This window comes from Psychromonas sp. KJ10-2, assembly GCF_047323255.1.
Taxonomy (GTDB): domain Bacteria; phylum Pseudomonadota; class Gammaproteobacteria; order Enterobacterales; family Psychromonadaceae; genus Psychromonas.
The window spans coordinates 1,997,786-2,017,893 of the sequence record NZ_CP178827.1; the positions used below are offsets into that span (position 1 = coordinate 1,997,786).

At 39.7% G+C, this 20,108-nt stretch carries 15 protein-coding genes and 4 pseudogenes; 7 read left to right on the forward strand and 12 right to left on the reverse strand.

Going from position 1 to position 20,108, the window contains the following annotated elements; translation table 11 throughout:
* From ACLKL2_RS09620 to urtA, 8 genes and pseudogenes are all read right to left on the reverse strand, one after another.
* On the reverse strand, positions 1 to 318 hold the full coding sequence (locus ACLKL2_RS09620) for an urease subunit beta (protein ID WP_413694215.1): 318 nt from the start codon (positions 316 to 318) through the stop codon (positions 1 to 3).
* A 12-nt stretch (positions 319 to 330) separates the two neighbouring features.
* The gene (gene ureA / locus ACLKL2_RS09625) at positions 331 to 633 is read right to left on the reverse strand and encodes an urease subunit gamma (RefSeq protein WP_413694216.1); all 303 of its coding nucleotides are present in this window, start codon (positions 631 to 633) and stop codon (positions 331 to 333) included.
* A 12-nt stretch (positions 634 to 645) separates the two neighbouring features.
* On the reverse strand, positions 646 to 1,560 hold the full coding sequence (locus ACLKL2_RS09630; protein ID WP_413694217.1) for an urease accessory protein UreD: 915 nt from the start codon (positions 1,558 to 1,560) through the stop codon (positions 646 to 648).
* Positions 1,561 to 1,599: 39 nt separating this feature from the next.
* Positions 1,600 to 2,294: pseudogene (gene urtE / locus ACLKL2_RS09635) on the reverse strand (urea ABC transporter ATP-binding subunit UrtE).
* 1 nt (position 2,295) lies between these two features.
* Complete coding sequence (gene urtD, locus ACLKL2_RS09640; RefSeq protein WP_413694218.1) at positions 2,296 to 3,105, reverse strand: urea ABC transporter ATP-binding protein UrtD; 810 nt, start codon at positions 3,103 to 3,105, stop codon at positions 2,296 to 2,298.
* A pseudogene (gene urtC / locus ACLKL2_RS09645) lies at positions 3,105 to 4,234 on the reverse strand (urea ABC transporter permease subunit UrtC). The gene urtD and the pseudogene urtC overlap by 1 nt, the downstream one beginning before the upstream one ends.
* 34 nt (positions 4,235 to 4,268) lie before the next feature.
* A complete protein-coding gene (gene urtB, locus ACLKL2_RS09650) occupies positions 4,269 to 5,891 on the reverse strand; it encodes an urea ABC transporter permease subunit UrtB (RefSeq protein ID WP_413691423.1) in 1,623 nt (540 codons plus the stop codon).
* Positions 5,892 to 6,016: 125 nt separating this feature from the next.
* Complete coding sequence (urtA, locus tag ACLKL2_RS09655) at positions 6,017 to 7,300, reverse strand: urea ABC transporter substrate-binding protein (RefSeq protein WP_113817798.1); 1,284 nt, start codon at positions 7,298 to 7,300, stop codon at positions 6,017 to 6,019.
* Positions 7,301 to 7,584: 284 nt separating this feature from the next.
* Between urtA and ACLKL2_RS09660 the strand changes: the two genes are divergently transcribed.
* The 6 genes and pseudogenes from ACLKL2_RS09660 to ACLKL2_RS09685 all read left to right on the forward strand — a co-directional run bounded on the left by ACLKL2_RS09660 (position 7,585) and on the right by ACLKL2_RS09685 (position 15,811).
* Entirely contained in the window at positions 7,585 to 9,033 is a 1,449-nt protein-coding gene (locus ACLKL2_RS09660; RefSeq protein WP_413691424.1) for a purine-cytosine permease family protein, read from the forward strand.
* Between the two features lie 74 nt (positions 9,034 to 9,107).
* Positions 9,108 to 10,949 carry an ATP-binding response regulator gene (locus ACLKL2_RS09665; protein WP_413691426.1) on the forward strand — a complete coding sequence of 614 codons (1,842 nt, stop codon included), beginning with the start codon at positions 9,108 to 9,110 and terminating at the stop codon, positions 10,947 to 10,949.
* Positions 10,936 to 11,826 carry a response regulator transcription factor gene (locus ACLKL2_RS09670; RefSeq protein WP_309472376.1) on the forward strand — a complete coding sequence of 297 codons (891 nt, stop codon included), beginning with the start codon at positions 10,936 to 10,938 and terminating at the stop codon, positions 11,824 to 11,826. Before ACLKL2_RS09665 ends, ACLKL2_RS09670 begins: the two co-directional genes overlap by 14 nt.
* Before the next feature lie 148 nt (positions 11,827 to 11,974).
* Positions 11,975 to 14,059: pseudogene (locus ACLKL2_RS09675) on the forward strand (EAL domain-containing protein).
* An 88-nt stretch (positions 14,060 to 14,147) separates the two neighbouring features.
* A complete protein-coding gene (locus tag ACLKL2_RS09680; protein ID WP_413691428.1) occupies positions 14,148 to 14,780 on the forward strand; it encodes a TetR/AcrR family transcriptional regulator in 633 nt (210 codons plus the stop codon).
* Between the two features lie 47 nt (positions 14,781 to 14,827).
* Positions 14,828 to 15,811 carry an MDR family oxidoreductase gene (locus ACLKL2_RS09685; protein WP_413691429.1) on the forward strand — a complete coding sequence of 328 codons (984 nt, stop codon included), beginning with the start codon at positions 14,828 to 14,830 and terminating at the stop codon, positions 15,809 to 15,811.
* Between the two features lie 53 nt (positions 15,812 to 15,864).
* Here ACLKL2_RS09685 and ald read toward each other — a convergent pair.
* Positions 15,865 to 16,994: pseudogene (gene ald / locus ACLKL2_RS09690) on the reverse strand (alanine dehydrogenase).
* Positions 16,995 to 17,175: 181 nt separating this feature from the next.
* Here ald and lrp point away from each other — a divergent pair.
* Positions 17,176 to 17,640 carry a leucine-responsive transcriptional regulator Lrp gene (gene lrp, locus ACLKL2_RS09695; protein WP_113817792.1) on the forward strand — a complete coding sequence of 155 codons (465 nt, stop codon included), beginning with the start codon at positions 17,176 to 17,178 and terminating at the stop codon, positions 17,638 to 17,640.
* A gap of 63 nt (positions 17,641 to 17,703) precedes the next feature.
* On the opposite strand, the gene ACLKL2_RS09700 is transcribed toward lrp, so the two are convergent.
* The 3 genes from ACLKL2_RS09700 to ACLKL2_RS09710 form a co-directional block, all read right to left on the reverse strand.
* Positions 17,704 to 18,471: an SDR family NAD(P)-dependent oxidoreductase gene (locus tag ACLKL2_RS09700; protein ID WP_113817791.1), complete on the reverse strand. Its 768-nt coding sequence runs from the start codon at positions 18,469 to 18,471 to the stop codon at positions 17,704 to 17,706.
* 148 nt (positions 18,472 to 18,619) lie between these two features.
* Positions 18,620 to 18,778: a hypothetical protein gene (locus ACLKL2_RS09705; RefSeq protein ID WP_413691431.1), complete on the reverse strand. Its 159-nt coding sequence runs from the start codon at positions 18,776 to 18,778 to the stop codon at positions 18,620 to 18,622.
* Positions 18,760 to 19,989, reverse strand: coding sequence for an aspartate aminotransferase family protein (locus ACLKL2_RS09710; RefSeq protein ID WP_413691432.1), 1,230 nt, complete (start codon positions 19,987 to 19,989; stop codon positions 18,760 to 18,762). The genes ACLKL2_RS09705 and ACLKL2_RS09710 overlap by 19 nt, the downstream gene beginning before the upstream one ends.
* Positions 19,990 to 20,108: the final 119 nt, after the last annotated feature.

A 20,108-nucleotide genomic window follows, 5' to 3' on the forward strand; every position in this document is an offset into this window, starting at 1 on the left:
TTATTTATCTCCCTCTACACGACCCTGAACATCACCTCTAAACCCAAAGACGCGTCGTTTACCACGATATGCAATCAGTGTGACCTGTCTTTTCTGACCTGGCTCAAAACGAACTGCGGTACTGGACGTAATATCTAAACGATAGCCTTTAGTTATTTCACGCTCGAAAACTAAAGCTTTATTAACTTCGTAAAAATGATAATGAGAGCCAACTTGGATCGGACGGTCCCCAGAATTTGCAACGCTCACGGTAATTTTTTCACAACCAACATTTAACTCACGTTCACCACTATCCGTTATAATTTCACCTGGAATCATGCTATTACTCCATTAAATAATTGGGTTGTGTACCGTCACCAGCTTGGTACCATCGGGGAAAGTTGCTTCTACTTGCACTTCAGGAATCATCTCTGCAATGCCATCCATCACTTGCTCTCGCGTTAATAACGTACGGCCGTAATCCATCATTTCAGCCACCGTTTTACCATCACGAGCACCTTCCATGATCTCCATCGAGATATAGGCCATTGCTTCTGGATAATTAAGTTTTACACCTCGCTTTAAACGACGCTCTGCTAATAACGCAGCAGTAAAAAGCAATAACTTATCTTTTTCTCTTGGTAATAAATCCATAATAATCTCTTTTTAGGTATGCCAAACTCTTGGTTGAGTTGCCGCTTTATCTATTAATACAGGACGTAAGATTGCCCATAAATGGATAAAAAGCTGTTTACATTGTTGTGCGTGAGACCCGAGATATCGAATCACCAATAACCCTTCAATATCAGTAATACTGATCATGCTTTGCGCGTTTTCCTGAATCATTTTCAAGCGTAACTTATCAACTAACTCACTACGTTGTTGCTTATTGATTAATTGAGTTGGCGCATAAGCGAGAAAAGTCGCAAATACACTATGGCTAGCTAAACCAGCAGGGTGAGTTAATAATTGATTAGCGGGTGACAGCGCAATACGATCATGATAAATCAACTTGCCATCGCAAAATAAGCGGTTGAGCTGACAGTATTTACCTTCAATAAATGGCTGGTCCGAATCAGGCAATCCAAGGCAAGTAATATCCCACCCTAAATAAGCGCTGCTGCTCGTTAATTCAATATCCACGGTATTAAAGCCATCAGCACCTTCGTAAACAATGGTTTCTTGTGGGAAGTTTTCACACTTAGCATCGGCTTCAATGGTAAATTTTGTTAACTGTGCTTGCTTGGTATCTCCAATCTCTAAATTAGTACGCGCGCGATAAAAGCGCCCTGCTCCAGGCGTCGTAAATAAAAGATGAGCTTGTTGTTGAATGGAGACATTAATACGCAGTTCATCACCAGAAACGATACCTGCAGGTGGGTGTAATAAGTAGATATGCGCACAATCACGCCCTTCTGGATAAAACGCTTTTTGTACTGATAATGGCCCTTTACGTTGTGTCGCAGTTAATTGCGTACCAATTGAAGTATGGCTAAACTGCAAAGATAAATGAGCAAGCCACTGATTTTTCAATGGCTTGCTAATAGTCGGTTTGATTACATCAACAACTGTGTCGGTCATTATTATCTATTAAATCCTTTAATTGATAGTTGGGTCAGTCTATACCGCTAAGTACTGGCTGACCAGTTGGTCATCCAACGCGCTCATTTCCCCAGAGGCAATCACTTGACCTTTTTCCATGATATGGAAATTCTCTCCAACGGCGCGGGCAAAAGGTAACTTCTGCTCGACCAAAATAATGGTCATTCCTTGTTCTTTGTTAAGCTTTAATAATACATCTCGAATCAGCTGTACGATATTCGGCTGAATACCTTCATTGGGCTCATCAAGAATCAATATATCTGGGTTTAACACCAAAGCACGGCCTATCGCTAATTGCTGTTGTTGCCCCCCGATAAATCACCGCCACGGCGATGTAGCATCTCTTTTAATACAGGAAAAAGCTTATATATATGATTTGGAATGGTTTTACTTTCCTGACGGCTACAATTTAAGCTGATTTTTAAATTTTCTTCAACTGTCAATTGTGGAAAAATATGACGCCCTTGCGGTACATAACCTACGCCGATTTCCGGACGCTTTTCGACACTGCTTTTACTCATGTCCTGATCATTAATAATCAAACTCCCTGAAGAGATAGGTAATAACCCCATGATGGTTTTTAATAAAGTGGTTTTACCTACGCCATTACGTCCCATAATACAGGTACGAGATCCTTTCTTTATTTTAAGATCCAGATCCCAGAGGATTTGTGTACCGCCATACTTTTGATTTACTGAAGTTAATTCAATCATCTTAATCTTGCTCCTCACCTAGGTACACTTCTCTCACTTGTTTATTAGCTTGTACTTCGTCCATTGAACCTTCCGCTAATACAGTGCCTTGATGTAATACCGTTACCTTACGCGCAATGGAACGTACAAAGGCCATATCATGCTCTACTACGACCACAGAGTGTTTACCTGCTAATGAGGTTAATAGCTCCGCAGTACGTTCAGTTTCTTGTGTAGTCATACCGGTTACAGGCTCATCCACCAATAACAACCTTGGTTCAGCGGCTAATAACATGCCTATTTCTAACCATTGCTTTTGACCATGGGATAAACGCCCTGCTGGGTAATATTGTTCTGCAGTTAAACCAATAGTTTGTAACACTTCATCGATTTTGTCTTTTTGCTCGCCACTGAGCTTATGAAATAGAGAGGTTAAAATACCTTTATCACCCGATAAACTTAGCTCTAAGTTTTCAAAGACTGTTAAGGCTTCAAATACCGTTGGCTTTTGGAATTTACGACCAATGCCTGCGCGGGCAATTTCAGATTCATCTAATTCCAGCAGGTCAATTTGCTGACCAAAACTCACCTTACCCGTATCAGGTCGTGTTTTTCCGGTGATCACATCCATCAAGGTTGTTTTACCAGCCCCATTTGCACCAATTAAACAACGTAATTCTCCATCGCCTATATATAGATTAAGGTCATTAAGTGCTTTAAAGCCATCAAAACTCACACTGACATCTTCGACATATAAAATCATGCCATGGCGTGTGTCGGGATTAAGGTTATCCGTGGAGTGCAGCGGTGAACCATGTTTATCAACTATCATTATTTATTCTCCGCAACTGGGTTTTTCACTGAAGCGTCAGACTCACTCTGTTTATTTTTGCTAGGAGGGTCTAGTTTATCCATTAAATTAGTCACTAAACCTGCTAACCCTTTTGGTAATAACAAGGTAACCAGCACAAACAAACCACCCAATCCAAATAACCAAGCTTCTGGCATAATCGCTGTAAAACGTGTTTTGGCATAACTCACCACGATTGCCCCAACTAATGCACCGTACAAAGTGCCACGTCCACCAATTGCTACCCAGATAACTATTTCAATGGAGTTAAGGGGGAAAACTCACCAGGATTAATAATGCCTACTTGTGGCACATACAAGGCACCAGCGACACCGGCTAACATAGCTGAGACAACAAAGATCCAAACCTTATAATGTTCAGGTTTGTAGCCCACAAAGCGAACTCTGCTTTCTGCATCTCGAATTGCCGTTACTACCCGCCCCATTTTAGAGTTAACAATAAAATGACTAATGCCATAACCTATTGCTAATACAACCGCGGTTGCTACAAATAAGGCAAGTTTTGTGGTTGGCGATTGTAGTGAGAATCCAAATAACTCTTTAAAGTCAGTTAGTCCGTTATTACCACCAAACCCCATCTCGTTACGGAAGAATGACAATAATAAAGCATAGGTCATGGCCTGCGTCATAATCGATAAATACACACCACTCACTCGAGAACGAAAGGCTAACGTACCGAAGATATAAGCTAATAGACCCGGTCCAGCAAACACCAGTAATATCATCACTAATGCATTGTCTGACCCTGACCAATACCATGGCAGTTCAGTCCAGTTTAAAAACACCATAAAATCAGGTAATTCAGGGTTACCATAGACACCGCGATCGCCGATTTGACGCATCAGGTACATGCCCATGGCATAACCACCTAGTGCAAAGAAAGCGCCGTGCCCTAAACTTAATATGCCGCAGTATCCCCAGACCAAATCAACCGCTAAAGCTAATAGGGCGTAACATAAGTATTTACCTAATAAACTGACCGTATAATTACTCACATGCATGGCTGAGCCTTCAGCAAAAAAGAGATTACACACAGTCACATAAAGGGTTGAGATAAACAGTATTGCAATCACAAAGTGCAAACTGCTCATTTTTTTATCATTGGTGATTTAAGTAAAGTATCCATTATTCTGCCGCTCTCCCTTTTTGTGGAAACAGTCCTTTAGGTCGTTTTTGAATAAACAAGACTAGACTGACTAACACAATAATATTGGCTAATACTGGTCCCATTGACGGTTCCAACACTTTATTAAAGGTCCCCATTGTCATCGCTGCCACTAGGGTGCCCCATAAATTACCTACTCCACCAAATACAACAACTAGGAAAGAATCGATAATATAAGCTTGCCCTAAATTTGGACCAACGTTAGTTAACTGACTTAGCGCTACACCTGCCACACCAGCAATCCCAGAGCCTAAACCAAAGGTAATTGCATCAACCCATGAGCTTTTAACACTTAATGCTCTAGCCATATCTCGGTTTTGTGAAACGGCACGAACGTGTAAACCTAATGAAGAGCGTTTTAAAATCATCAATAATGAAAAGAACACCATGAGCGAAAAAATAATAATGTATAAGCGATTATAGGTTAGTGATAACACTGGGTTGATCTCTAAAGAGCCACTCATCCATAAAGGCGCTTCTACCTGACGATTTAATGGTGAGAAAACCGTTCTAACAAGCTGTTGTAATATAAGGCTAATACCAAAGGTCGCTAGTAAAGTCTCCAATGGACGGCCTTTAAGAAAGCGAATAACACCGCGTTCAATTAAGATGCCCACAAAACCAGATACTAAAAATGCTGCAGGTACCGCCATTAATAATGAATACTCAATTAAACTCGGGAAAGTTTGTTGGATCACATAGGTGGTATAAGCGCCTAACATCATCATTTCACCGTGCGCCATATTAATAACGCCCATCACTCCAAAGGTGATAGCTAAACCTATCGCCGCTAATAACAAAACTGAGCCAAGGCTTAATCCAAAGAACAGATTTTCTGCTAGCTTAAACACACTGATTTGTTGCTCAATATCTTCAACAGCATTGGTTAATTCTGTTTTTAACGGACCACCTTGCTGTGATGCTGGTATTTTTTGTAACTCACTTACTAACGCATTTTTAACACTTGGCTCTAAACGGCTTGAAAGTTGTTTAGCTGCTGAAAGTTTTTCAGCATCGTTTCCGTTTTCTAATTGCTCTACCAACATAATTGCAGACATTAAGTCTCTAGCTTCACTATCTTGCTCGGTTTTAATAAGTTTATTGACCGCTGTAATACCGGCTTGATTAGGTTTATCTAACAGTAATTTTAACGCTGAAATACGTACTTCAGCTTGTTCACTGCTTAAATCTAAATTCGCTAATAGGTCGCGAATCTGGCCACGTAGGCGATTATTGGTTCTTACTTTTTTGATAGCTGACTTGCTCACAGCAGGTAATGCTTGGGCATTCAACACATCGGTTAATTGGTATTGGTTGTCACTATTTTTAAACACTGACACCACTTGTTTATTGCTTTTTAAGTAGTATAAATCACCAGCTATTAACGGCTCTAAAATAGCACGCACCTGTGGTGCTGAAGTATCGGCAATCTTTTCAATGAGCGTCGACATTTTATTTAATTTAGTCGAAGGCAACTGCCCAACTAAAGTTGTTAGTTCAGATTCACCTTGCGCGTCGTTCTCTGCAGAAAATACAGGAAGCGATAAAACAAAGAAAAAGAGAAAGGGGAATAGGCGCAACATGGACTGTTCCTTAGAATAATATATTCAGTTCATTAAATGGGAGGAAGGTCTCCCATTGGGTGCTTAATGATTAGCAAAGGAACAACGCTTAAACGTTAATTCTCTTTGCTATTACAAGGTTATATTTAGAATTGTTGACCAGAACATTTTGCAGTAGTGATATCAAAGTTGCCGCACTTGATTGGTGAAGTCCAATCAGCAACTAAGTTTTTAGAGCTTGGTAGAAAGTCTGACCATGCATCACCAATCACTGTATCAGGCGTTTCCCAAACCACTTCAAATTGGCCATCTTCTTGAATTTCACCAATTAATACAGGCTTAGATAGATGATGATTAGAGTTCATAACAGCCGTACCACCGGTTAAGTTAGGAACAGCGATACCGATCATTGCTTGCTCTACCGCATCAACGTCAGTTGTACCGGCTTTCTCAACAGCTTTAACCCACATTTTAAAGCCAATGTAAGTTGCTTCCATTGGGTCATTTGTTACACGCTTATCATCACCAATGTATTTTTTCCATTTTGCGATAAATTCAGCATTTTCTTCAGTATCAACGCTTTGGAAGTAGTTCCATGCCGCTAAGTGACCCACAAGCGGTTTAGTATCAAAACCCGATAACTCTTCTTCACCCACAGAGAATGCGATAACTGGAATATCTTCCGCTGAGATACCTTGATTACCTAACTCTTTGTAGAATGGGATATTAGCGTCACCGTTGACGGTAGAGATTACTGCAGTTTGTTTGCCTTCAGATCCAAAACGCTTCACATCAGAAACAATGCTTTGCCAATCTGAATGACCAAATGGCGTGTAGTTAATCATAATGTCCTCAGCTTTAACGCCATTTGCCATTAAATAAGCTTCTAGGATTTTATTCGTAGTTCGAGGGTAAACATAGTCAGTTCCAAGTAATACAAAACGTTCCGCACCAATATCATTCATTAAGTAGTCAACCGCAGGAATGGCCTGTTGGTTAGGCGCAGCGCCAGTATAAAATACGTTTTTAGATGACTCTTCACCTTCATACTGTACCGGATAAAACATTAAGCCATTTAGCTCTTCTAATACCGGTAATACAGATTTACGAGAAACTGAAGTCCAGCTACCAAAGATAACATCGACCTTATCTTTTGCTAGTAACTCTCGGCCTTTTTCAGCAAATAATGGCCAGTTTGAAGCTGGATCAACCACCACAGGTTCAATCTGCTTACCCAATAGACCACCATTCGCATTTTGATCTTCAATCATCATCAGTACCGTATCTTTCAGCGTTGTTTCACTGATTGCCATGGTGCCTGATAAAGAGTGTAAAACACCGACTTTAATCGTGTCTGCTGCATACGCAAAGTTAGTCATTAAACCTGTTGCAACAATCGAACTTGCAACTATTAGCTTCTTCAGTTTCATAGGTAGTTCCTTTCCTTTTTAGTCTCTAGTGATTAGTGTTTGTACTTGGCAAATGTATCAATCACGCCCTTTTCCAAGTGAGGTAAGTATCTAGGAATTAAGGCAAGGAAAGAATGCGCAGAAGCGCGCAATAGACTACGTAATTATGCGCATATAGAAATAATTTAAGGTCAAATATAATACGCGCGAGCTTAGGCTAGTAACAAGGCTTGATAACAAGAGTGGCAAAGAGGTTAAGATGCGTTAGGATGGCACTAGGATGGTTAAAGGAATAATCAATCACTATGGAATCAAACCAAAAAATACTAAAAGCCCGTCGTACCTATAACAAACTCGTCGCTAATGAGATGATGGAAGACTTTGCCTTGCGCTTTACTTCTAAACGCGCAAGAAAATGGTCTTTGAACCGTGTGTCTATGACTGCCTTGGGCATTGTGTCATTTTTAGTATTAGAAGCGATTGGTGGCGCAATAACTTTAGAGTTTGGTTTTACCAATGCGGCTTGGGCTATTCTTGCGGTCACCCTAGTGGTCTTTTTAACCGGCCTTCCAATCAGTTATTACGCCGCTAAATATGGTGTTGATATTGATTTACTCAGCCGTGGTGCTGGCTTTGGTTATATTGGCTCCAGTATCGCTTCGCTTATTTATGCCTCCTTCACGTTTATCTTTTTTGCCCTTGAAGCCGCGATCATGGCGATGGCCTTAAAAATTCTCTTTGCAGTGCCCTTACCCATTGGTTATATCCTCAGCACCATCATTATCATTCCCCTCGTTACTCACGGCATTACCTATATCAGCCGCTTTCAAGTATGGACATCCCCGATTTGGGTGGCTTTGCAACTATTACCCTTGTTTTTTGTTTTTACCCATAGCGATAGCCAATTCAATGAGTGGGTAAGCTTTACCGGTAATGCGGGCGAAAATGGTAGTGAGTTTAACCTATTACTCTTTGGCGGTGCAGCTGCAGTGTTATTAGCGTTAGTGGCACAAATTGGCGAACAGGTCGATTTTTTACGATTTTTACCTGAAAAACCAACGAAAAGCTCTGGCCGCTGGTGGATGGCGTTATTGGTAGGTGGCCCAGGCTGGATGTTATTTGGTGCATTGAAGCTATTTTTAGGATCTTTTCTCGCTTATTTTGCATTACAACAAGGTGTGCCAGCTCACTTAGCCAGTGATCCAGCACATATGTATCAACTGGCTTATAGTTATGTTTTTGATAACACCACTGTTATCGCAGTGGTAGCTTGCGGTTTTGTCATTTTATCGCAGTTAAAGATTAACGTTGCCAATGCTTATGCCGGCTCATTAGCTTGGTCTAACTTTTTCTCTCGTGTCACGCATAACCACCCAGGGCGAGTAGTATGGATGGTGTTTAATGTGGCCATTGCTCTGTTATTAATGGAGTTAGGCATCTACCAAACCATTGCTAGCATGTTATCGGTTTACTCGGTTTTAGTATTAGCTTGGTTAAGCTCTGTGGTCGCTGATTTAATTATTAATAAACCCTTAGGGATCAGCCCTAAACATATTGAATTTAAACGCTCTCACCTATTTGATATTAACCCAGTGGGTGTTGGCTCTATGTTGCTGGCGTCGATTGCTGGTTTCACTGCACATATGGGCTTATATGGTGAAACAGCAGAAGCATTAGCTTCTTTTATTGCCTGTTTTTTGCCTTTTATTACCGTGCCCTTAATTGGCTGGTTAACGCAGGGAAGTACTATTTAACTGATAATCAAGAGTTAGAGATAACACAATTTTGTGAATGCCATATCTGTGAAAATAGCTTTGACCAAGAAGATATGACCTTCTGCCCTGCTTACGGTAAAGCTATCTGCTCTTTATGTTGCAGCCTAGACGTACGTTGTGCAGACCAGTGTCGCCCTCATGCAACGATTTCACAACAGGCACACGATTTCTTTACTCGATTTGTCAGTGAAAAGGTCTTAAAAATGCTAACCACACCGTTAACCCAGTTTATTGCGTTAACCTTAGTATTAAGCTTGATCAGTGCCACTATTTTATTTCTGGTGTACCTGCAAGTTCCGCTTGAAGATGAGCAAGTAAAACAGGTGTTTGCTAACACCCTGATTAAAACATTTTTTCTGTTAATCATTATTATCGGCATTATTAGTTGGTTATTTATTCTGGCTCGTGACGGTAATCAAAATGCGCTAAAAGAACTTCGGTCACAAACTAAGGCACTGGCTAAAGAGGTTGATGCGCATGAAACGACTTCATCTGCACTGCAAAATGCAAAAGAGATTGCCGAATCAGCCAACCAAGCTAAAAGTCGTTATTTAGCAGCATTAAGCCATGAACTTCGTACCCCTTTAAATGTACTGCTAGGTTATGCACAACTCCTGTTACGTGACCAAGCCCTTCCACCAAAGCAACAAGAAACCATCGCCATTATTCGTCGTAATGGGCAACACTTAGCTGATTTAATTGAGAGCTTATTAGAGATATCTAAGATTGAAGCAGGTCGCGTTACATTACAGCGCGATGAATTTAATTTAAAAGCTATCTTGCAGCAATTAGTAGATATGTTTCAGATGCAAGCCAGTAAAAAAGGCATTAAATTCAACTATATCAGTAGCCCAAACTTACCTGATTATGTAGCAACGGATAAACAACGCTTTAGACAAATCCTCATTAACTTAATCTCCAATGCAATTAAATTTACCGAGCAGGGTTCTGTGACCTTTAAAGTCACCTATCGCAGTGAAGTGGCAAGTTTTAGTGTGATTGATACTGGTGCTGGAATTGCACTTGATGATCAAGAGATTATTTTCAAGCCCTTTGAGCAAATTCGCCATTCACAATCTCAATCAACTGGTGGAACAGGGTTAGGCCTAACCATTTCACGTTCTCTGGCTGAATTAATGGGCGGTGAGATAACCCTTAATAGTCAACTCGGAAAAGGCAGTACCTTTAATTTCCGTTTAATGTTATTCAAACTGCATAAAGATCCCAAAGAGCCTGAATTAACCAAATCAGAAGCGATTGGCTATGATGGCCCAATACAATCGATTCTGGTTGTTGATGACAACTTAAATCAACGAGAATTAATGGCAGATCTTTTATCACCGATTGGATTCAACATATTATTAGCAGAAGATGCAGAGCAAGGATACCAACAACTACAGCAGCAAAAAGTTGACCTGATTTTAATGGATGTACAAATGCCTAATATCAATGGCTGGCAAATGGTTAAAACACTACGTGAGCAGCATTTCCATATGCCAATACTAATGTTGTCAGCTAATGCACGAGATGCAGAATATAATCAACAAGCAGAAGGTTACCATGATGGATATATTGCCAAACCACTTAATTTAGATGCATTATTAGGAAAAATAGCACAATTGTTAGACTTACAATGGCAATACAAGCGAACCGATAATCAACTTGAAGATAAACAAACTCAAGACCACAAACCTAATCTAGGGACTGAGCAATATGAAGCCTTAATAGCAATGGCAGAAATTGGTTATTTATCCGGATTTAAACATAAGTTTGATGAAATAAAAGATGAGTATTGTTATCCAGCTGGAAGCGAATCACAAATTATTGAATATGTTGAAGTGTGTAATTTCCCGAAAATAATTGAATATTTAAATGAGTTAAATGATGGATCATAATAGTAGTGATGTGGTGCTGGTGGTTGATGATTCACCAGAGTCATTAGGTATGCTTAATGTTGCTTTAAATAGCCAAGGCTACACGGCACTAGTTGCATTAAGTGGTCAACAAGCATTAGCAATCGCAGAGAAAGTACCGCCTGACGTGGTATTATTAGATGCAATGATGCCAGAAATGGATGGCTTTGAAACATGTCGCCGCTTAAAAGAGTTACTCCCCAATACTCCGATTATTTTTATGACTGGCTTAACTGATGTAGAAGATATTGTGAAAGGTATTGAAGCGGGCGGGGTTGACTATGTGACTAAACCTATCTCTCCCGATGAAGTTATCGTTCGTATCAAACGCCATATTGAAACGGCAAAACTAGCACTCAGTGCACAGGATGCATTAGATCATGCAGGTAAGACAGTATTCTGTGTTAGCCCTGTAGGACGTTTATCTTGGGCAACACCTCATGTTCATGAATTAATTGATCAAGTATCGAAAGATGATGCCAGCCCTTGGGCGACACTTGCCCCGTTAATAGAAAAATGGCTAAGCAATGATACAAAGACTGAATTAATCGTTAATTGTTTTGCTAACAAAATCAGTATTGCCTACGAACGCCAACAACAACAGATGCACCTGTTACGTATTGTGCAAAATAAAACACAAAAATCAGCGACCGACTTACAACAACAATTACCTATTACAAAACGAGAGTCAGAAGTTTTGTATTGGGTTTCCTATGGTAAGACCAGTTGGGAGATATCACAAATATTAACCATGAGCCCACGCACCGTAAATAAGCATTTAGAACAAATATATAAGAAATTAGGCGTTGATAATCGAACATCTGCTGCTGCGATTTCAATCAGAATATTAGAAGGTTAGTTTACTTATACCCAAAAGTAAGTATCATCAAAATTTCATATTTTGGGTCTGGTAATAGCAACCTGGCTCATAAATTTTCACTTTTATCTGAAAAATAATAACCAATTAACTATAGTGTTATTATGCTCTAAGTTTTATTACGAGAACTATGAAATCAATCAATAAATACGAACTTCTAGAAAAAGCAATTCTGAATGATCCATTACATCAGTTATTCGATGCAGTGGATGCTATTTCTGTTCAGGGTTATAACGAAGATCGTCGAGTTATTTATTGGAATAGAGGTAGTGAAATAATTTATGGTTACACCGAAGAAGAAGCGATCGGACAAAAAATTGAAGACCTAATTATCCCCAAGGATATGAGTGAGTTTGTGATTAACGCACATCGTGATTGGGTCCAAAAAGGCATAGAAATTCCTGCAGCAGAAATAACTCTTCATGACAAAGATGGCGCTGATGTAGAGGTGTTTTCTAGCCATGTTATGTTTACAAATCAACATGATAAAAAACAAATGTATTGCGTTGATATTGATATGGCAGAAACTAAGGATGCACAGGCACAAGTTTCTTTTAAAGAACATATGCTGCAAACCATCTTCGACGCCACACCAGATCTATTTTTCTTAGTAGAAAAAAGTACCAAAATTATAGATTATTACGCTGGTAGTGAAAAAACTTATACAAGCCACCTGCGAAATTTATTGGTCTTGAAATTAAAGATGTATTACCTGCAGACGTAGCCAAAAAATTTAAAATACACATTAATAAAGTCCTCAAAGAATCTACTTCTGTGACTTTTGAATATGAATTGATATTGGATCATGGTTTAACCTATTTTGAAGCACGTATTAACTATTTGCCTGATTACGAGCAAATATTGATCATAGTGCGAGATATCACAGAGACAACATCAAACCTCACAAGCGATTAAACAACATGCTTATTATGACACTCTGACCTCCTTACCAAACCGTTTTCTATCTCTAGATAGGTTATCGCAGATGCTTCACGATGCAGAGCGAAATGAAGAAAAAGTCGCAGTGTTCTTTTTGGATCTAGATGATTTTAAAAAAGTAAATGACTCTTTAGGGCATGAAGTGGGCGATAAGTTACTTATTGAAGCCGCCACTCGCTTAACCAACGCGATACGAAAAACAGATACGGTGGGACGATTAGGCGGTGATGAATTTATTCTATTATCTTCAGCGTTACACGATGACAATAGCATTAAAACAATCGCTCAAAGTTTATTAGAAGTCTTCCGAGCCCCCTTTCATATTGATGGTCGTGAATTAATCATTACCTTAAGCCTAGGGGTCGCCGTTGCCCCTGATAATGGAACAACTGTTTCAGACCTATTACGTAATGCAGATACCGCTATGTACCAAGCTAAAACCTTAGGGCGAAATGCATACTCTTTTTTCACAAAAGAGATGAATACCGCCATGATACGTAGGTTTGAAGTAGAAGAGCAGATGCGTAATGCACTTGAGCGCAACGAATTCGAAGTATTTTACCAGCCTCAGTTTGACTCAAAAACACAAAAAGTTATTGGTGCAGAAGCCTTATTACGTTGGCATAACTCTGCTTTAGGTAATGTATTTCCTGATGAGTTTATTCCAATTGCAGAGCAAACTGGCTTAATTGTTCCCATTGGCCAATATGTTATTAATGAGTCACTTAACTTTTTAAATAGATGGCAAACACAACAAAAAAGTGACTTTGTAATGGCCGTCAACTTATCTCCTCGTCAATTTCGAGATAAAAACTTGCTTAAAGTGATTAATGACGCCTTAGAAAACGCTAATCTTAACCCTGAAAATTTAGAGTTAGAAATCACTGAAGGTGTCTTAATGACTGGCCAGTCCTATATCACGGATGCGTTAGTAGGGTTACAAGAGCTAGGTGTGAAATTATCGATGGATGACTTTGGTACTGGTTACTCTTCACTCAGTTATTTGCGCCAATATCACTTTGATGTACTCAAAGTTGATAGAAGCTTTGTGAACGGTATTACCATCAATAAAGAAGACCGAGACTTGGTTAAAGCAAGTATTGCCATTGCCCATAGCCTAGGTTTAAAAGTGGTTGCCGAAGGTGTAGAGATCAGTGAACAACTCAATATTTTAAATGAGTTAGGCTGTGACTATGTACAAGGCTATTACTTCAGTAAACCGATGCCCGGTCAAAAGTTTTTAGACTACACAGAAAACTACCGACTAGAGCCTTAATCCCTCTTCCGAGGGTACCCTCCTTTCATTATCAATATTTTTAATAAATATTTTGAATTAACTAGACGATCGGTCTATTATATTAATTATGACAACATCAATCACTAAACCACGTCGTGGTAGACCACCAAAAAATCAAGCGGATAACCGAGATACACGTGCAGAATTAATACGTAGTGGCCTCGAACAACTCACTGAAAGTGGATTTTCCGCCTCAGGGATTGACCCTATTTTAAAGAAAGTTGGTGTGCCTAAAGGATCTTTTTACCATTACTTCACCAGTAAAGAAGCCTTTGGTTTAGCGGTAATTGAAAGCTATGCAAACTACTTTGCTCACAAGTTAGACACGTACTTATTAGACGAGAATTATCCAGCATTCACTCGTATCGCTAACTTTGTTGAGAACGCTAAATCAGGGTTAGCGCATCATCAGTTTAAACGCGGTTGCTTGATTGGTAATTTAGGACAAGAAGTTGATTTATTACCTGAAAGCTTCAGACCAGTCTTAAGTGATGTTTTTCAGGCATGGCAAAACCGCATAGCAGAGTGTTTAGAGCTTGCTAAAGCAAACCATGATCTATCGCAAAGTGCAGACACACAAAAGCTAGCAGAATACTTCTGGATTGGTTGGGAAGGTGCTGTAAGCCGAACACGTTTAACACAAGATGCAACACCAATAGATAACTATTTTCATCATTTTATGGCGGGACTACCTCGCTAAAATTTATTTTCAACCTTAATAGACGATCGGTCTAATAGGAGCAATATATGTTCAAAGGCGTTTTAATTGAAAAAGATGAACAAGGATACCGTTCTGCTTTACAACAAATTGAAGAGAGTGTGTTACCAGAGGGTGATGTGACCATCAAAGTCGCTTATAGCACGCTAAACTATAAAGATGCATTGGCCATTACCGGTAAAGGGCCGGTTGTTCGCAACTTCCCTATGGTACCTGGCATCGATCTGGTTGGTACAGTAGAAGAGACCGAGAGTGAACAATTTAAAGTGGGTGATCAGGTACTACTCAACGGCTATGGTGTCGGCGAAGTACATTGCGGTGGCTTAGCTGAAAAAGCGCGATTAAAAAGCGATTGGCTAATTCCTTTACCTAAGGCATTTTCTGCTCGTCAGGCTATGTCTATTGGTACTGCTGGCTACACAGCGATGTTATGTGTAATTGCATTAGAAAAACACGGTATTACCCCCGATAGCGGAGAGATTTTAGTAACAGGTGCAAATGGTGGTGTGGGTAGTTTTGCCATTAGTATTTTAGCAAAATTAGGTTATCAAGTCGTCGCTTCAACGGGGCGTATGGATCAAGCTGAGTACCTTACTAAACTAGGTGCATCAGAAGTGATTGACCGTGCATTATTAAGCGAGCCTGGTCGCCCACTAGCCAAAGAGCGTTGGGCTGCAGCTATCGATGCAGCTGGTAGCCATACACTTGCTAATGTTTGTGCAAGCCTTAAATATGGGGGTGTCGTTGCCGCTTGTGGTTTAGCACAGGGGATGGATTTACCAACCACTGTGATGCCATTTATTCTACGAGGTATTACTTTAGCTGGTATTGATAGTGTAATGCGTCCAACAGCAGACAGAGTTGAAGCTTGGGAACGATTAGCAAATATATTAGATACATCAGTATTTGATTATATTGCTAAAGAGATCACTTTAGAAGAGACCATTGATACTGCTGAACAACTTATTCAAGGTAAAGTTCGCGGACGTGTGGTTGTGAATATCGCAGGCTAGCGTTAAAACTAATAAGAAAAGATAAATATGCCCACTTTACGTGGGCATATTTTTTAAGCAGAAAAAGGTGTCGCGAGTGCATCATCTGGTGATACATAAGGAATATTTAAGCTTTCAGATACACTCAGGTTAGTGACTTTACCATGCATCACGTTTAAACCATTTTTTAAGTGTTTATCAGCTAATAAAGCCTCTTTATAACCTAACTTAGCAAAGCGCAATATATACGGCAATGTTGCATTATTAAGCGCAAATGCAGAGGTTCGAGCAACAGCTCCTGGCATATTGGCGACGCAGTAATGCACAACCTCGTCAACAATATAAGTTGGCTCACTATGCGTAGTTGCTTTAGAAGTAGCAAAACATCCACCTTGGTCAATGGCAACATCCACCACTGCTGAGCCAGCACGCATTTTTTTAATCATTTCTGCGCTGACTAATTTAGGCGCTGCTGCACCCGAATTAATACTCCACCAATCACTAAATCAGCATCTAACACTAATGATTCAAGGTTATATTTATTGGAATAAGCCGTTTTAATAGTTGAGCCAAACTGTGCATTTACTTTACGTAAGGTATCAATATTGTTATCAACGATAGTGGTATCAGCCCCTAACCCGATAGCCATTTGTGCCGCGTTGCAACCAACAACTCCACCACCAATAATTACAACTTTAGCAGGTGCAACACCTGCCACACCACCTAATAATAAACCGACACCACCATGTGATTTTTCTAAACAGGCGGCACCAGCTTGAATAGACATACGTCCAGCTACTTCCGACATTGGAGCTAATAAAGGTAAACTGCCGTTATCACTGGTTACCGTTTCATAAGCGATACACACGGCTTTACTGTCAATGAGATCTTGAGTTTGTGTCGGATCAGGCGCTAAATGTAGGTAGGTGAATAATAATTGATCAGGGCGTAACATAGCGCGCTCAACAGCTAATGGTTCTTTTACTTTTACAATCATCTCTGATTGAGCAAAGACCTCTTCAGCCGTTGCGAGTATTTGTGCACCTGCATCAATATATTCTTGGTCACTACAGGCAATACCCTGACCTGCTGATTGTTGAATATAAACCGTATGCCCTGCTGATGTAACTTCTTTAACACTAGCGGGTGTCATACCAACACGGTACTCGTGAATTTTAATCTCTTTAGGTACACCGATAATCATTTACTGCTCCTTAGAATGATAATTACTGATTGTTTAATAAATAAGCGTTATCGATAGTATAAAGTTTAATAAATAGTTTTATTCACTCTATTTTTTGTTTTTTTATATCCCTATAGTTTATAATGTTACTTATCGTTTTTATGGCAGTTAATAATTTTACAATATTGAAAGGATGCAGTTTATGTCACTAGATAGGATAGACAGAAATATATTACGAGAATTGCAAAAAAATGGCCGAATTTCGAATGTAGAGTTATCTCAAAAAGTAGGGTTAAGCCCAACGCCTTGTTTAGAGCGAGTTAAACGTTTAGAAAAGCAAAAGGTGATTCAGTCCTATACTGCCTTATTGGACCCAGAGCATTTAGGCGCCTCTTTATTAGTTTACATCGAGTTAACTTTAAAACGCTCTAGCCCTGATGTATTTGAACGCTTTAATGAAGCGGCAAAACAACTCGATTCAATTTTAGAATGCCACCTTGTTTCTGGGGATTTTGATTATCTCCTGAAAACTCGAGTTGCAGATATGTCAGCTTATCGAAAGGTACTCAGCGAAACATTATTATCACTGCCTAATATTAAAAGCTCTAAAACCTATGTCGTCATGGAAGAAGTAAAATACCTCACTACCATCAATATTCCCAATTAATGGAGTGATCAGCACTAAGTTGATAGACCTCAACCATTAAGGTCTATCAATCATTTGGTGTCTTTATTTTTTCACAATTTTAAAGTTATCCCACGCCTGTGATGTTGGCATCACTTCTAAACTGTTGATGTTAAGGTGCGCAGGCTGCTCCGCTATCCATAAAATAATATCTGCAATATCTTCTGGCTGAATCGCGTTGGCACCTTGATAGATTTGATCATATTTATCTTGGTCACCATTAAATCGAACAAGACTAAACTCACTTTCCGCCATACCTGGCTCCAAGCTTGTTACACGAATACCTGTGCCTGCAAAATCACTACGTAAATTACGCGAGAACTGTGCAACAAAAGCTTTACTTGCACCGTATACATGGCTTCCGGGGTACGCCCAATTACCTGCAATACTTGCCAAATTAATAATTGTCGAAGAAGGCTGTGCTTTTAATGTTGATAAGAAGCTATGAGTTACATTCACTAAACCAGTGACATTGGTATCGATCATAGTATGCCAATCAGAAAGTTTTGCTTGGTCAGCTGGCTCAGCACCTAATGCAAGGCCAGCATTATTTACTAAAATAGCCACTTGTTTGAACGCTTCAGGTAGGTTGTTAGTAAACTCAGCAACCGCTTCACTGCTACGTACATCTAATACCGCATAATAAACACTAGTTAAAGGTGATAACTCTTCACTTAATGCCTTTAGACGCTCTTCTCTTCGGCCAGTGATAACAAGAGGATAACCCTGCTGGGCAAATTTTTTCGCTGTTGCTAAACCAAAGCCAGCAGTTGCGCCAGTAATAAGTACTACAGGACGTTGTGATGCAGTCATATGAAATTCCTTAAAAATACAAATGAGAAGGTGTTCGGTTGCTTAATATAAAACCTGAACACCTATAATAGAGACCAGTAAGACAAAGTTAAATAACAACTTTTACCTTACTGTTATTAATCCCGCCTAGATAGGGTTATTAATAAAATTAAAGGTCTGTAAACTCTGCAAATACAGCATCTAAAGTATCTACAATAAAATCAGCTTCTTCATGCGTTAAGGTTAATACCGGGCAAAAACACAGGGTATTATTTAGGTATTTAAATGAACGGTTAGTGCGCCCAATAATTAATCCTTTTGCATGCATGCCCCTGCAATTTTAACTGTTACCGCTTCTGCTACAGGAGTTTTAAGTTCTCTATCACTGACTAATTCAAGACCTAATAACAAACCTTTACCGCGAACATCACCAATAATGGCATGTTTTTCCGCTAAACCATGAAACTTTTCCAGTAAGTAGTCGCCCATTACTGCACAATTTTCAACGAGGTTTTCTCTTTCTAAAATTTCTAAATTTGCTAAAGCTGCTGCTGGACCAGCAGTACAACCAGCATAAGTACTAACATCTCGAAAGTACATTTCACGGTCTGGCCCATCAGATAAAAACTCTTCAAAAATAGCTTCAGTGGTCACTAGACATGAAATAGCCGCATAACTCGATGCTACACCTTTTGCTAACGTCACTATGTCAGGTTTAATACCGTAGTGCTGATAACCAAACCATTCACCGGTCCTACCCATCCCACATACCACTTCATCGATATGCACTAACACGTTATATTTTTTACAAATTTCCATCACTGCAGGCCAGTACCCCTCAGGAGGTGTGATCACACCTCCACCCGCAGTGATGGGTTCAAAAATAACAGCGCCAACCGTATCTGGCCCTTCTCTTAAAATCACTTTTTCTAATTCTTTTGCCGCTAAAACACCATAATCAGCGACGTCACCAAATTGACTGCGGTATTCGCAGCAGTGCGGAAATTCAACAAACCCAGATGCAAATGGGCCATAATGTTGGCGACGCTCTTCTTGTCCAGTAGCACTTAAGGCACCAATCGTCGACCCATGATAATCACGTTCGCGATATAATATTTTATGTTTCTTGCCACCGTATTTTTGTTGAGAGATTTGACGTACAATTTTAAACGCTTTTTCATTCGCTTCAGAGCCTGAGCTTGCATAATAAACACGACTTAAACCAGGCATTTTTTCTAATAATTTTTCAGAAAATTCAGCCGCTGGTTCAGTTCCAGCAGTACTCGCAAAGAAATTAAGTTTAGCAATTTGGTCACGTACCGCATCTGCGATTTCGGTACGTCCGTAGCCAACGTTTACACACCATACACCACCAGAAGAAGCATCAAGATAACTGTTTCCCTTAGCATCCCAAACGCGAGATCCTTCGCCTTTTACCATGACCAATGGATCTTGGTTTTTTAATACGCTATGTTGACTTAAATGATGCCATACATGGTTACGGTCTCGTTCGATTAATGTGCGTGTTTGTGCTTCCATCTACCCTTCTCCTTGAAATAGTATGTCATACCCCTCTACTTGATAAGGTAATCCGTATAAATATCGTCCATTTCACATTAACTCAGAATGAAAGTCTTTCCTTAGCACCAACTAAGCTT